The following is a 15514-nucleotide window of genomic DNA, read 5'->3' on the forward strand; positions in this document are numbered from 1 at the left end:
GAAAAAGCCCAGACCGTCAGCTAAGGTCCCTAAGTGTAAGTTAAGTGGAAAAGGATGTGGGATTTCTAAGACAACTAGGATGTTGGCTTAGAAGCAGCCACTCATTTAAAGAGTGCGTAATAGCTCACTAGTCGAGAGATCCTGCGCCGAAGATGTCCGGGGCTCAAACTTACCACCGAAGCTACGGGTTGACGCTTGCGCGTCAGCGGTAGAGGAGCATCCTGTACGGGCTGAAGTCATACCGAAAGGAGTGGTGGACTGTACAGGAGAGAGAATGCTGGAATAAGTAGCGAGAAAAGAGTGAGAATCTCTTTGGTCGAAAACCTAAGGTTTCCTGGGGAAGGCTCGTCCTCCCAGGGTTAGTCGGGACCTAAGCCGAGGCCGAGAGGCGTAGGCGATGGACAATCGGTTGATATTCCGATACCACTATGACGCGTTATTACCGATGGGGTGACGCAGGAGGATAGGATGTGCCCACTATTGGATGTGGGTCTAAGCATCTAGGCAGAACAGATAGGCAAATCCGTCTGTTCAATGCTGAGGTGTGATGGGGAGCGAAATTTAGTAGCGAAGTATCTGATTCCACGCTGCCAAGAAAAGCCTCTAGGGAGTGAAGTAGTGCCCGTACCGCAAACCGACACAGGTAGGTGAGGAGAGAATCCTAAGACCAGCGGAAGAATTGCAGTTAAGGAACTCGGCAAATTGACCCCGTAACTTCGGGAGAAGGGGTGCCTACGCGAGTAGGCCGCAGAGAATAGGCCCAAGCAACTGTTTAGCAAAAACACAGGTCTCTGCTAAAGCGTAAGCTGATGTATAGGGGCTGACGCCTGCCCGGTGCTGGAAGGTTAAGGGGATTGCTTAGCGCAAGCGAAGGCATGAACTTAAGCCCCAGTAAACGGCGGCCGTAACTATAACGGTCCTAAGGTAGCGAAATTCCTTGTCGGGTAAGTTCCGACCCGCACGAATGGCGTAATGATTTGGGCACTGTCTCAACTGCAAATCCGGCGAAATTGTAGTGCAAGTGAAGATGCTTGCTACCCGCGATTGGACGGAAAGACCCCGTAGAGCTTTACTGTAGCTTAGCATTGAGTTTCGGTATTATCTGTACAGGATAGGTGGGAGACTTGGAAGCAAGGGCGTCAGCCTTTGTGGAGTCGACCTTGGGATACCACCCTGATGATACTGAGATTCTAACCGGACACCATGAAGCTGGTGACGGGACATTGTTAGGTGGGCAGTTTGACTGGGGCGGTCGCCTCCTAAAAAGTAACGGAGGCGCTCAAAGGTTCCCTCAGAACGGTTGGAAATCGTTCGTAGAGTGTAAAGGCAGAAGGGAGCCTGACTGCGACACCCACAAGTGGAGCAGGGACGAAAGTCGGACTTAGTGATCCGGTGGTACCTCGTGGGAGGGCCATCGCTCAACGGATAAAAGCTACCTCGGGGATAACAGGCTGATCTCCCCCAAGAGTCCACATCGACGGGGAGGTTTGGCACCTCGATGTCGGCTCGTCGCATCCTGGGGCTGAAGTAGGTCCCAAGGGTTGGGCTGTTCGCCCATTAAAGCGGCACGCGAGCTGGGTTCAGAACGTCGTGAGACAGTTCGGTCCCTATCCGTCGCGGGCGTAGGAAATTTGAGAGGAGCTGTCCTTAGTACGAGAGGACCGGGATGGACTGACCTCTGGTGTACCAGTTGTTCTGCCAGGAGCACCGCTGGGTAGCTATGTCGGGACGGGATAAACGCTGAAAGCATCTAAGCGTGAAGCCCACCTCAAGATAAGATTTCCCATGACGTAAGTCAGTAAGACCCCTTGAAGAACACAAGGTTGATAGGCTAGAGGTGTAAGCACAGCAATGTGTTAAGCTGACTAGTACTAATAGGTCGAGGACTTGACCTAAAACACATTCTTATGTGCAATTTTCAGAGAACAAGCTTCTCTAGTATCTGGTGATAATAGCGTGAGAGTTACACCCGTTCCCATTCCGAACACGATGGTTAAGACTCACAGCGCCGATGGTACTGCTCGGGAGACTGAGTGGAAGAGTAGGACGTTGCCAGGTTATGGATCTTTAGCTCAGTTGGTTAGAGCAACCGGCTCATAACCGGTTGGTCCGGGGTTCGAGTCCCTGAAGGTCCACCATTTGGGGGTATAGCTCAGCTGGGAGAGCACCTGCCTTGCACGCAGGGGGTCAAGAGTTCGAATCTCTTTATCTCCACCATAAGAAAACCATGAACTTTTGTTCATGGTTTTTTATTTTATTTGTTAATATATATTAAAAAATATAAAATAAAATTATAGCAATTTAAATACTAACAAATATGAGGTGAATTATGGGACTTTATAGGGTAAAGCAATTTATATGGGCTGCCTTTAGTAAAGTAACAAAGGATGACATAGAATATGTGAATTGTATTCTAGATACTGAAGAGCAAAAGTTATTTTTCATGTTATCAGTATCAGAACAAAAGCACTGTATTAGAGTAGCCCATGATGTTGAAAAGTTTTTAGAAGATATCAAGGATAAATCAGCCTTGTCTATAAGTAAAGAAGATTTTAAAAAAGTTGCTTTGCTTCATGATATAGGTAAAATAGAGAAAAGAATAAATATAATAGATAAATCGTTATTAGTAATAATGAACAAAATTTCACCAAGTAATCTCAGAAGGTTAACGAAGGTTAAAAAAGTGGATGTATACTTTAACCATGCTGAAAAGGGGTATGAAATTCTAAAAGAACTAAAGAGATATGATGATAGATTTCTATACTTAGTGAGAAATCATCATAACAATGGTATAATAAATGATGAGGAATTAGATATATTAAAGCATGCGGATGGCCTAAACTAAATAAGATAATAGGGTGGTGAGAGAATGAATTCAAAGGAAAGAAGAAAGTATATATTAAATAAGTTGAGATCCGATAATGAACCTCAGAAAGGACATATACTAGCCTCAGAAATGGGGGTAACAAGACAAGTAATTGTAAAGGACATTGCCATATTAAGAGCAGAGGGAGAAAATATTATAGCTACACCAGAAGGTTACATTATACCATCGAATTATTCTTATAAGGTTAAAAGATTAATAGCCGTATGCCATAAAAGAGAGGATATTGAGGAAGAGCTAAAAATTATAACTAAGTATGGAGCAACTATAGAGGATGTTATTGTTGAACACCCTCTATATGGTGAAATAAAAGGAATGTTGATGGTTAAGAACTTAAAAGATGTTGAAAGCTTTATGGAGAAATTTAATAAAGAAAAGGCCCAGCCCTTATCGGGACTAACCGGCGGGGTTCATATGCATACAATTGTAGCTGACAGTGAGGGTACCATAGACGCCGTATTAAGTGAATTAAAAGAAAAGGGATACTTAGCCTGTGATTAATTTGCAGAATTGCTAAGCCTATAAATAGGAGGACGACTATGGATTATGATGTATTAGTACTAGGTGGAGGAATCATAGGCTGTGCTGTAGCCTATGAGCTATCAAAATATAGTTTAAATATAGCATTAATAGAAAAGGATTATGATATTGCCGATGATGTAGCTTTGACCAATACAGCTATTGTTTATGACGGAATGGAATGTGAAGATACTCTAATGGCAAAGCTTGAGTTTATGGGAAATTCGATGTTCAGTGAAATAACTAAGAAATTTAACATACCATTTAAACGATGTGGTTCACTGATAACAGCAGAAGGGGCTAAAGGTGTAGAACAAATAGAAAAAATGTATAAAAGTGCTCAACAAAGAGGCATTGATTACGTGGAGCTACTTTCAGGAGATGAAGCAAGGACAAAGGAATCATCTCTGAGTAAAAGTGTTGTAAAAGCCTTATATTCGCCAAATACAGGGGTTGTATGCCCGTATGACCTTGCTATAGCCTATGGAGAGGTAGCTTTTGATAATGGAGTCATTTTCAGATTATCTGAAGAGGTCGTTGACATAGAAAGTATATCTAAAGGAGTAAGGGTTACTACAAATAAAAATAAGTTCACTTGTAAGGTAGTGGTTAATACTACACCTGGTGATCATTATAGTATCGATGCGGACAGAAAACTAGCCTATAAACAGGAAGAATATATTAATTATTTTGTATTAGAAGAGGAAGAGAAGGATACCTATTCAAAAATAGTATTTTCACTTGGAGAAGATGGAGATACGGCATACTACATAAATACGCTAATGGAACATAACTTGGTTTCTGTAAGGACAAAGAAAGTACTAAATCTTGAGGAAACACTGAATAAGGCTGTGAGTCTAGTTGGTGAGGTAGATAAAAATCAAATCGATAGCTTTTATTCTTCACCTTATAGGAGTGATGTAATGATAATTGATGACAGTTATTTAAACAATGGTTATGTTAGGATAACCGGTAACCATTATGGACAGGTAACTATGACACCTTCTATAGCAAAGATGGTATGCGAAACTATAGTTGGCAATTTAAATGCAAAGCTAAGAAAAAACTTTAAAGATAGCCGAAGAGATGTATTTAGGTTTAGAGAATTACCTAACGATGAAAGGCAAAACTTAATAAAGTTAGATAAAAAATACGGAAATATTATATGTACCTGTCAAATGATAACCGAGGGAGAAATTGTAGACAGCATTAGAAGACCTTTAGGAGCAAGAACTCTTGAAGGAATACAGAGAAGAACTGGAGCAACTTTAGGAAGATGTAAGGGATCCTATTGCTTAAATAAAATAATTTCAATATTAGCTAGGGAAACTAATAGGCATGTTACAGAGATTGTTTTGGATTCAAAGAAGTCTAAAATTATATTAAACAGAATTAAGGAGTTTGACAGTGTGTGAGGGATGTATGGGTATGGAATATGGGAAGCAAAATGATAAAGAGAGAAAAGAGGTATTAACTACCCTTGTGAGGGTAAAAGGTTCTGGAGCCGTTAAGGTTGTACCAGTAAAAAGTACTGCACCAATAGATAGAAGCTTATGGCTGGAGTGTTCAAAGGCTCTAAGCAGAATATATGTAGGTGTACCTATAATGATTGGTGATACAGTATGCAAAAACATACTTAATACCGGTGTAGATATTGTTTGTACTAGAAATATAGATAAGATATAAAAATAGTTCAACAAATTTATTTACTTTTTTTATAAAACATGTATATAATGTATCTATGTAAACAAAATAAACATATAACTGTTGAAGAGGACTAGTAACTTATATAGTTTTTAAGAGAGCCAGCGGTTGGTGAAAGCTGGTATACTATATTTGAGAATCCACCTCAGAGGGACTGCGAAGAGCAGTACGGTAAGCCGTTAAAATAATTAAGAGGACCGGAATATTTTTCGGTCAACTAGGGTGGCAACGCGGAGTCTTTCGTCCCTTTTGGGATGATAGACTTTTTATTTTTAGATAGAAATGTAGGAGGTATAAGAGATGCTAGATGTAAAAAGAGTAAGAACTAATCCAGATGAAATAAAAAAGGCGATGCTAGGCAGAAGTTCAGATTTCAATGTATCTTTAATTGATGAAGTTATTCAACTAGATGAGAAGAGAAGAGAGATCTTAGTTGATGTAGAAAATTTAAAAAGTAAAAGAAATCAAGTTTCTGCAGAGATTCCAAAGCTTAAAAAGGCTGGACAGGATGTTGAGCCAATAATGGCAGAAATGAGAAATATCGGTGAAGATATAAAGGTTATGGATGCCAAAGTATCCGAGATAGATGAAAAAATAAAGGCAATTATCTTAAGTATACCAAATATTCCAAATGAAAATGTTCCTGACGGAAAATCTGATGTTGATAACTTGGAAGTTAGAAGATGGGGAGAAACAACAAAGTTTGATTTTGAACCAAAAGCTCACTGGGATCTAGGTTCAAATCTTAATATATTTGACTTTGAAAGAGCTGGAAAGATAACAGGCTCAAGATTTACTGTTTATAAAGGTTTGGGAGCACGATTGGAAAGAGCTATCATAAGCTACTTTTTAGACACTCATACAGAAATTGGGGGATATACAGAAATACTGCCTCCATACTTGGTTAACAGAGATAGTATGACAGGTACAGGACAGCTTCCTAAATTTGAAGAGGATGCTTTCAAGGTTACTAACACAGAATATTTCTTAATACCAACAGCAGAAGTACCTGTAACAAATTTATATAGAGATGAAGTCTTGATGGGGGATACTCTTCCAATAAAACATGTTGCCTACAGCGCATGCTTTAGAGCAGAGGCAGGATCTGCAGGAAGAGATACAAGGGGACTCATTAGACAGCATCAGTTTAATAAGGTGGAGCTTGTTAAGTTCACAAAACCAGAACAATCCTATGAAGAACTAGAAAAGCTTACAAATGATGCAGAAAGAGTACTACAGGGGTTAGGCTTGCCATATAGGGTAGTTAAGCTTTGTAAAGGAGACTTAGGCTTCTCATCAGCTTGTACTTATGATATAGAGGTTTGGATGCCAAGTTACAACAAATATGTAGAAATATCAAGCTGCAGTAATTTTGAGGACTTCCAGGCCAGAAGGGCAAATATAAGATATAAGGATAATCCAAAGGATAAACCACAGCTAGTACATACCCTCAATGGCTCAGGAGTGGCAGTTGGAAGAACAGTAGCTGCTATATTGGAAAACTTCCAACAAGAAGACGGATCAATCTTGATTCCTAAGGTTCTAAGATCATATATGGGATGTGAGAAAATATCAAAATAAATCGATTAAAGAGTAGTGTCAGATGGCATCTTCCAGTAGAAAACCATATTGATGAGATGTTATAATGGTAATGGAATAATATTTAAGGAGGAGCCAAAAAATGATTGCTAAAAGAAGTGTTGCTACTGCAATAATACTCTCATTACTGACTTGTGGTATTTACTTTATTATTTGGATGATAAGTTTAAGTAATGAAGTATCCGCGTATAATGGAGAAAACCAGGAGGGTGGAATGGAATTTCTATTAATGTTGGTTACTTGCGGTATATACGGAATTTATTGGCACTATAAAATGGGACAGAAACTTTTAAGGGCTAAGCAGAGAGCAGGACAATATGCTCAAGACAATAGTATTCTATACTTATTACTTAGCATTTTTGGTCTATCTATAGTTTCTGTTGCTATTATGCAATCACAAGCCAATGAACTATAAGAATTTCATAAAAGAAGAGCATATTAAGACCTTTTGGATACTTGCAGCAATTGGTGCTGTAAGTATCCTTATTGGTTTTCTTACAGACAGAAGTACTTGTCTGTTTTACAACACTACCGGAGTACCATGTCCCGGCTGTGGTATGACCAGAGCGTTTCTTAATTTATTTAATGGCCATATTTCGGAAGCTTTTCATTTCCATCCACTATTTCCTTTAGTATTATTTATACCTTTTCTAATGACCAATAAAAAAAAGATATACTTATACAGCACCATATCTATATTCATAGCTGTATGGTTAATTAGGTTAAAGCTATATTATCCTGATGTTGAACCTATGACTTATCATGAAGATAACTTATTTACTTTTATAAAATCATTAATAGAAAAAGCTTTTTAGAAGTAATATGGAATTTAATCCGTGTATTACAAATAAAAAAATATTATTTTTTATGTTGACATAACATAGTCACCTTGTTATAATAGTATTTGTCACTGAGGTGACTGATATGGAAAGATGGTCGAGTTGGTTTAAGGCACCGGTCTTGAAAACCGGCGTGCGGGTGACCGCACCGTGGGTTCGAATCCCACTCTTTCCGCCATATTTTATTTAATATAATATAGTTTGTAGAGCATGGAGAAATACTCAAGTGGTCGAAGAGGCGCCCCTGCTAAGGGCGTAGGTCGGGTAACCGGCGCGAGGGTTCAAATCCCTCTTTCTCCGCCAAATATGAAGCTTGCAAGATGTAAGCTTCTATTTATTTTTTGTTAATATATAAAAAAGTAATTAGGGCTAAAATTAAAATTTTGAAACTTGTTAATATAGTTTTTGATTTATATAATATAAAATAAATAGAAATATTATAGGGCTGTGGTAATGTATATATAAACTATGCAGAATAGGTTATAATTAAATAAGAGAAATACAATTATCCAATTTCAGTGAGGTAGAGATATTGGATATCTAAGGTATGAGAAGGTATTTCTCGTACCTTTTTTATTACACAATATAAGGGAAAAAAGTATTAACAGGAGTTGATTATATGAGTTTAAGATTTATATATGGAAGAGGAGGCAGCGGGAAAAGCCACTATTGTCTTCAGGAGATAAAGGAAAATATATTAAGAGGAGCTAATCACAAACTTGTATTGTTAGTGCCGGAACAATTTTCATTCCAATCAGAGAGAAATCTGTTAAAGGTTGTAGGAGCTACAGGAATTACTAAGGCAGAAGTTCTAAGTTTTAAAAGGTTAGCTCATAGAGTTTTTAATGAAGTTGGCGGTGTTACCTTAAGAAGGATAGATGATACAGGAAAGTCAATGCTTATATATAACATTTTGGAGGAACTAGGAGGTAATTTGAAGTACTTTGGCAGAGCAAGTAAGCAGCAAGGCTTTATAGATATAGTTTCGGATACCATAGGGGAATTTAAGCGCTATAATATTACCCCGGAAATAATAGAAGGTTCTATGAAAGATTTAGAACAGCAGGATCTAAAGTATAAGCTTCAAGATTTAAAAACTATATATGAAAGGTTTCAGGAAGCTCTACATAAGGAGTACATAGATTCAGAAGATGAGTTAACGCTACTGGCAGAAAAGCTGGACAAATGTTCTGTTTATGATGGTGCAGAGGTATGGATTGATGAATTCTCAACATTCACCCCTCAGCAGTATACCGTTCTTCAAAAGCTTTTAAAAAAGTGCAAAAGGGTGAACATTACTCTCACTAGTGATGAATTAGATAACATCCATACTGTAGACAATACTGATATCTTTTCCGTTACAAAAAATACTGAAAGAAAGTTTATGAGGCTTATACAGGAAAATAATGTAGGCTTTGAAGAAGCTGTAAACCTAAATAAGGATTGTTGCCCACGTTTTTCTGATAATAAGGAACTACAGCATATTGAAAGATATTTCTATGCAGCTCCCTATAGATATTATGAGGGAAAGATAGAAAATTTAAGGATATATAAGGCATTTGACAATTACGATGAGATAGCGATGATATCAAGAGACATTATTAGGCTCGTAAGAGACAAGGGCTATAGATTTAAAGATATTGCAGTAGTATGCAGGGAGCTTGAAAGCTATGAGAAAATAATTGCTGCCATATTTAGAGAATATGGAATTCCGTACTTTTTAGATATGAAAAGAACTGTCAGCGGAAATCCCTTAGTGGTGTTTATAACTTCTGTATTTGATATTTTTACGAAGAATTGGTCCTATGAGACTGTGTTTAGATATCTGAAAACTGGCTTAACCGGTATAGATAATGAAAGTCTTGATTTATTAGAAAACTATGTCTTAGCTAACGGTATAAGAGGAAACCAGTGGACAAGTCATGAATTCTGGAACTATAGGATTAACTATGGTTATGAAAAAGATGAGTTAACCCAGTATGAAACAGCAATATTAAACAAAATAAATGAGGCAAAGGAAATGATAACCGCACCTCTAATAAAGCTTCAAAAGAGTTTAAAGACCAATAACAATGTGAAGAGTATATGTACATCACTGTATGAGTTTTTGATAGAAAGCGGTGCCCTTGAAAGGATAGAAGCTTGGACAAATCATTTTAGGGAACAAGGCCAGATGGAACTTTCCAATGAGTATGATCAAATTGTAGATATAGTAATGGAGACTTTAAATTCTTTGGTGGAAGTTATGGGAGAGGAAAAGCTAGGCATTGATAAATTTATGAAGATCCTAGCTGTAGGCTTCCAAAAGAGAGAAATGGGACTTATACCTATATCTTTAGATGAGGTTATGATAGGCGACATTGCAAGAATAAGAAGCCAAGGGGTAAAAGCCCTATATATTATTGGGGTTAATGATGGTGTTTTTCCTAAGGTTTCAAAGGAAGAGGGAATACTTTCTGATAGGGACAGAGAAATTTTAAGAGACAGTGGAGTAGAGCTGGCAGCAGACACTAAGACTAAAGTCTTTGAAGAACAGTTTTTAGTTTATACAACCTTAACTACCCCATGTAATTATTTAATATTGACCTATCCTATGGCAAACTTTGAAGGAAAAACACTAAGACCTTCGGTTATCATATCCAGAATGAAGAAGATCTTTCCAAAGCTTCAAGAGGAAAGTGAATTAGTAAAGCTGAAGAACCCTGCTTCCAGAATAGAGGCCATTGCAGCGCCGGAACCTACCTTCAATGAATTAGTATCGGCACTGAGAAGGAAGTATGAGGGAGAAGAAGTAGAAGATATTTGGGGAGAAATCTATAAGTGGTATGACAGCAAAGAAGAGTGGAAAATGAAGGCTTCAAGAATATTTAAAGGCTTGGAATACAGTAATGTAGTAGAAAATGTAGATTCGGAAAAGATAAGAAATCTTTATGGAAGGCCGCTGAATTTCAGCGTTTCAAGAATAGAACAATATGCCCAATGTCCTTTTGCCTACTTTGTAAAGTATGGATTAAAGGCGAAGGATAGAAAGGTCTATGAATTCTCTTCACCGGACTTCGGAAGCTTTATCCACGGTATATTGGATAAATTCGCAAAAGTTATAAAGCTTGAGGGAATACAGTGGAAGAAAATATCCAAAGAATGGTGCAGGGAGACTATCTCAATGCTTGTTGACCAAGAACTGGAGATACAGAGTAATTTAATACTAAACAGCTCCTCCAGATATAAGTACATAACAGATAAGTTAAAAAGAATTCTAACCAGGTCTGTTATCATAATGACTGAACATGTAAAGAGGAGCTCCTTTGATATCCTGGCCAATGAGCTTGTTTTTGGTAAGGGAGGAGACCTTCCGCCTATAAAGCTAAGCTTACCTTCAGGAGAAGAAATTCAGCTAAGAGGTAGAATAGACAGGGTTGACTCCATGGAATTGGATGGAGAGACTTACTTTAAGGTAGTAGACTATAAAACCGGAAATAAGAGCTTTTCACTATCAGAGGTATACTACGGCTTACAGCTACAACTGTTAGTATATTTAGATGCTTTATTATCTAATGCTGATGTATATATCCATAAGCAGGCGATACCTGGAGCAATACTTTACTTTAGAGTAGATGATCCTATGGTTAATGGTACTGCCAATATGACTGATGAAGAAATAGAAAAGGCTATATTAAAAAAGCTAAAGATGAATGGTTTAATATTAAAGGATGCCAGGTTAGTAAGGAATATGGATAAAGACATTAATGGTTTTTCAGTGATTATACCAGCTAGGTTGAATAAAGGAGGAGATTTGGCTGATACTTCTTCTGTAGTAACTATGCATCAGTTTGAGATTCTTAGACAGTATGTCAGAGATACAATGATAAGACTTTGTGAGGATATGCTTAACGGTAATATTGAGATAAGGCCAACTAAGGATAAGCAGCATACAGCCTGTAATTATTGCAGCTTTTCAGCTATATGCCAGTTTGATTCTTCTATAAAGGATAATAAGTATAGATATGTGAATAAGAAAAAAGATGAAGAGATATGGAGCTTGATGGAAAGGGCAACGGAAATTGAAGAAGCTGAGGAAGGGAGTGAAGGTTAATGGGAGACACTAAATGGACAAAAGAGCAACAGAGTGCTATAGATACGAGAAATTGTAACCTGTTAGTGGCGGCAGCCGCCGGTTCCGGTAAGACTGCAGTCCTGGTTGAGAGAATTATTAAGATAATTACTAACCCTGATAATCCAGTGGATATTGATAGGTTGTTGGTAGTAACTTTTACCAGTGCAGCAGCTGGTGAAATGAGAGAAAGAATAGGAGAGGCTATATCTAAGGAAATGGATAAGAATCCTGACTCTAAGATGCTGCAGAGGCAGTCTACTTTGCTAAACAGGTCTAATATAACAACAATGCACTCCTTTTGCTTAGACACCATAAGAAATAACTTTCATCAGATAGATTTAGATCCTGATTTTAGAATTGCTGATGAGACTGAATCGGTACTTTTGAAGCAGGAAATTCTACAGGAGCTAATGGAGGACAAATATGACGAAAAGGATAGGGGCTTTTTGTCATTGGTGGAATGCTTTGGCGGATCAAAGGACGATAAGCCATTAGCAGAGCTTATTGATAACCTGTACAGCTTTTCCATGAGCGGCCCTTGGCCAGAAAAATGGCTAAGAGAAAAAGCGGAAGAGTTTAATATAGATGACGACCTTGATATCAGCACAACACCCTGGGGAAAGGTACTGCTTCAGGATATAAAAATAGAGCTTTTTAGTGCCAGAGATAAGCTTAAAAGGGCTATGGAGATCTGCAGTGAGGCTCAGGGACTTGAGGGCTATGGGGCTACTATTATGGAGGATATTGCAATTATAAATAGGCTTATTGGTGCTCTGGATAAAGACTTTATGGAACTGTTTAAGGAATTTAATACTGCTGATTTCGCCAATTTAAAGAGGGCGTCCAAGGATGCGGATAAAGAGGCCCAAGAGGAAGTGAAAGATTTAAGAAATGACGTAAAGAAAAAGATAATCGGTATGAGAAATGATATATTTACCCTTTCGCCGGAGGAAATGAGAGAAAGTATAAAGGCCATGTATCCTGTGATGAAGGCTCTTTCAGAAATAGTTATAGAGTTTGACAGAAGGTACTCAGAGAGAAAAAGGGAAAGAGGCATGCTGGATTTTAATGATTTAGAACATTTTTGCCTCAAGATATTAACAGAGGTAAATGAGGCAGGAGAAATAGTACCTTCACCGGTAGCTGAGAGCTTTAGAGAGAAGTTTGAAGAAGTGTTGGTGGATGAGTATCAAGACAGTAACAATGTGCAGGAAACCATAATAAACATGGTATCTAGAAAGCTCACCGACAGACCTAATGTATTTATGGTTGGGGATGTTAAGCAAAGTATTTATAGGTTCAGACAGGCAAAGCCGGAGCTGTTCCTTGAAAAGTATAATACATATTCTATTGAAGATGGAAGCCTAGCAAGAAAGATACTGCTCTTTAAAAACTTCAGAAGCCGCTTTGGCATTATTAGTTCTGTAAACTATGTGTTTAAACAGCTTATGTCCGAGACTGTGGGGGAATTAGACTATACGGATATAGAGGCCTTAAATTTAGGTGCCAACTTTGAAGAAATTCATGAAGAGGGTACTGTAGTGGGAGGTCCAACGGAGCTTCATATAATAGATAGAAGTGGTGAAGCTGGAGAGGAAGATGAAGAAGGCCAAGAAGAGTACTATGGTGAAGAAGTGGCAGAAGTGGCCAATCAGCTGGAACAGGAGGAATTAGATAATATCCAGCTGGAAGCCAGACTTGTAGCAAAGAGAATTAAAGAACTTATGTCACCGGCTCAGGAAGGCAAGTTTAAGGTATACGATAAGGATATTAAAGGATATAGACCTGTGAGATACAGGGATATAGTGATATTGATGAGAGCAACCTCTCAGTGGGCTCCAGTATTTACTGAGGAATTGACAATGGAAGGAATTCCGGTATATGCAGATTCTAACACAGGCTACTTTCAGACCGTAGAAATTAGAACTATGCTGTCCCTGCTGCAAATCATAGATAACCCTTATCAAGATATACCGCTGCTGGCTGTAATGAGAGCACCTATCTTTGGCTTTACTCCCGAGGATTTGATTGAAATCAGAATGATGGATAGAGAAAAATACCTTTATGAAAATATAAAGTCACTTTTGGATGAGGAACAATCAGAGGTTGCCCTAGGTCTTGATTCAAAGGTTAAAATCTATGAGGAGAGTCTTAAGGAAAAGGCAAAAAATTTCTTGACCTCCTTAGAAAAATGGAGAAAGTTATCTATTCATATGCCAATAGATGAATTTATTTGGTATCTTTATATGGATACTTCTTACTATGGCTATGTAGGGGCTATGCCCAACGGAGCACAAAGGCAGGCTAATTTGAGGATCCTGTTCCAAAGAGCTAAACAGTATGAGCAGACCAGCTTTAAGGGATTATTCAATTTCATAAACTTTATAAACAGGCTCAGAGGCAATTCAGGCGACATGGGAAGTGCTAAGACCCTTGGAGAAAATGAAGATGTAGTTAGAATTATGAGTATCCACAAGAGCAAGGGACTTGAATTTCCTGTGGTAATACTGGCGGGTTGCGGAAAACAATTTAATCTTATGGATTTAAACAAGAGAATATTATACCATGAGGAATTAGGTTATGGACCGGACTATGTGGATTATGTAAGAAGGCTTACCTTCCCAACTATTAAGAAGATGGCTATAAAGAAGAAATTCAAATTAGAGAGCCTATCGGAGGAAATGAGAATACTTTATGTTGCCTTGACGAGAGCTAAAGAGAAACTCATAATAACCGGTTCTGTGGCAAACTTAGAGAAGGCAGCGGCAAGATGGTGCAATGCAGCTAATCAAAGTGAAAAAAGGGTACCGGAATATGAGGTTGTTAAGTGCAGAACCTATATAGACTGGATTGGTATAGCCTTGGCAAAGCATAAGGATGGAGAAAGTATAAGAAAAGCAGCAGACAGCTATGTCAATATTACTCCAGAAGATGAATCATCCACATGGCAGGTAAAGATTTGGAGTAAAAGTGACATTACTGTGGATAAAAAAATTGAGACTGTGGATGAATCTCAGGAGGAAAAGAACCTGTTTATCAACAGGCCAACCATGCCAGAATACTCTGAGGAAATAAAAAGAAGGCTGGATTGGAGATATAAATATATAGAGGCTGCTCAAATTCCTGCCAATGTCAGCGTATCGGAATTAAAACGGGCAGCAGCAGAGGACATAGATGACGGAAATGTAGTGAGCATATATAAAACTCAAAGCATTCGAAAGCCAAAGTTCCTGCAAGAGGAAAAGGGTCTTTCTGCAGCGGAAAAAGGTACAGCGGTGCACTTTGCTATGCAGTACTTGGATTTGAATAAGGTTAATACTACAGAGGAAATACAGGCTCAAATAGACCTAATGGTTGAAAAAGCCTTTATCACCGAAGAACAAGCAGCTGCTATAAAACCCTACAGAATACTTAAATTCTTTAATAGTTCACTTGGGCAGAGATTGCTTAAGGCTTATAAGGCTGGGGTAAAAATTCATAGAGAAGTTCCTTTCTATATAGATATGCCTGCCACAACAATAGATCCTAGCCTGTCAAAGGAAATATACGAAAAAGAAATGGTGAGACTTCAAGGGGTTATTGACGGATTTTTTGAGGAAGACGGCGGTCTAGTACTTTTTGACTATAAGACCGACTATGTGGGAGAAGATGTAACTGTAGAGGATATTAAGGAACGTTATAAAATACAAATTAAGTATTACAGTGATACCTTGGAGAAAATTATGGGGATACCAGTGAAAGAGAAGTACTTGTACTTATTTTATAGCGGAGATATTGTTGACATGAAGTAAAAATGAGATTAAGCAGTTTAAGACAGCAACTTGAGCTGTCTTTTTTTATGACTTATACAAAGCT

At 38.1% G+C, this 15514-nt stretch carries 9 protein-coding genes, 4 tRNA genes, 2 rRNA genes and 1 other annotated feature (1 of these 16 running past the window's edge); all 15 genes read left to right on the forward strand.

From position 1 onward, the window contains the following. A 23S ribosomal RNA gene (locus FHY60_RS00045) occupies positions 1–1895 on the forward strand (it extends 1056 nt beyond the left edge of the window). Positions 1896–1941: 46 nt separating this feature from the next. After that, positions 1942–2058 (forward strand): 5S ribosomal RNA (gene rrf, locus FHY60_RS00050). A gap of 3 nt (positions 2059–2061) precedes the next feature. After that, positions 2062–2138, forward strand: a tRNA-Ile gene (locus tag FHY60_RS00055). Between the two features lie 3 nt (positions 2139–2141). Beyond that, positions 2142–2217 (forward strand) — tRNA-Ala (locus tag FHY60_RS00060). A gap of 112 nt (positions 2218–2329) precedes the next feature. Beyond that, on the forward strand, positions 2330–2845 hold the full coding sequence (locus tag FHY60_RS00065; RefSeq protein ID WP_139902026.1) for an HD domain-containing protein: 516 nt from the start codon (positions 2330–2332) through the stop codon (positions 2843–2845). 24 nt (positions 2846–2869) lie between these two features. Continuing rightward, positions 2870–3385 (forward strand): transcription repressor NadR, encoded by a 516-nt coding sequence (locus FHY60_RS00070; protein WP_139902027.1) that lies wholly within the window; start codon positions 2870–2872, stop codon positions 3383–3385. Positions 3386–3423: 38 nt separating this feature from the next. Further along, positions 3424–4818, forward strand: coding sequence for an NAD(P)/FAD-dependent oxidoreductase (locus FHY60_RS00075; protein ID WP_139902029.1), 1395 nt, complete (start codon positions 3424–3426; stop codon positions 4816–4818). 13 nt (positions 4819–4831) lie between these two features. Then, a complete protein-coding gene (locus FHY60_RS00080; protein WP_243122183.1) occupies positions 4832–5089 on the forward strand; it encodes a DUF1667 domain-containing protein in 258 nt (85 codons plus the stop codon). A 72-nt stretch (positions 5090–5161) separates the two neighbouring features. Further along, positions 5162–5358: a binding site (T-box leader), on the forward strand. Between the two features lie 49 nt (positions 5359–5407). After that, the gene (gene serS, locus FHY60_RS00085) at positions 5408–6688 is read left to right on the forward strand and encodes a serine--tRNA ligase (protein ID WP_139902032.1); all 1281 of its coding nucleotides are present in this window, start codon (positions 5408–5410) and stop codon (positions 6686–6688) included. A gap of 100 nt (positions 6689–6788) precedes the next feature. Then, positions 6789–7121, forward strand: coding sequence for a DUF4234 domain-containing protein (locus tag FHY60_RS00090; RefSeq protein ID WP_139902034.1), 333 nt, complete (start codon positions 6789–6791; stop codon positions 7119–7121). Then, positions 7111–7521: a DUF2752 domain-containing protein gene (locus FHY60_RS00095; RefSeq protein ID WP_139902036.1), complete on the forward strand. Its 411-nt coding sequence runs from the start codon at positions 7111–7113 to the stop codon at positions 7519–7521. Before FHY60_RS00090 ends, FHY60_RS00095 begins: the two co-directional genes overlap by 11 nt. A 111-nt stretch (positions 7522–7632) precedes the next feature. Next, positions 7633–7723 (forward strand) — tRNA-Ser (locus FHY60_RS00100). A gap of 34 nt (positions 7724–7757) precedes the next feature. Further along, a tRNA-Ser gene (locus FHY60_RS00105) sits at positions 7758–7848 on the forward strand. A gap of 316 nt (positions 7849–8164) precedes the next feature. After that, a complete protein-coding gene (addB, locus tag FHY60_RS00110; RefSeq protein ID WP_139902037.1) occupies positions 8165–11638 on the forward strand; it encodes a helicase-exonuclease AddAB subunit AddB in 3474 nt (1157 codons plus the stop codon). Beyond that, a complete protein-coding gene (gene addA, locus FHY60_RS00115; RefSeq protein ID WP_139902039.1) occupies positions 11638–15450 on the forward strand; it encodes a helicase-exonuclease AddAB subunit AddA in 3813 nt (1270 codons plus the stop codon). The genes addB and addA overlap by 1 nt, the downstream gene beginning before the upstream one ends. Positions 15451–15514: the final 64 nt, after the last annotated feature.

The sequence above is a fragment of the Clostridium thermarum genome (genome assembly GCF_006351925.1).
GTDB lineage: Bacteria > Bacillota > Clostridia > Clostridiales > Clostridiaceae > Clostridium_AU > Clostridium_AU thermarum.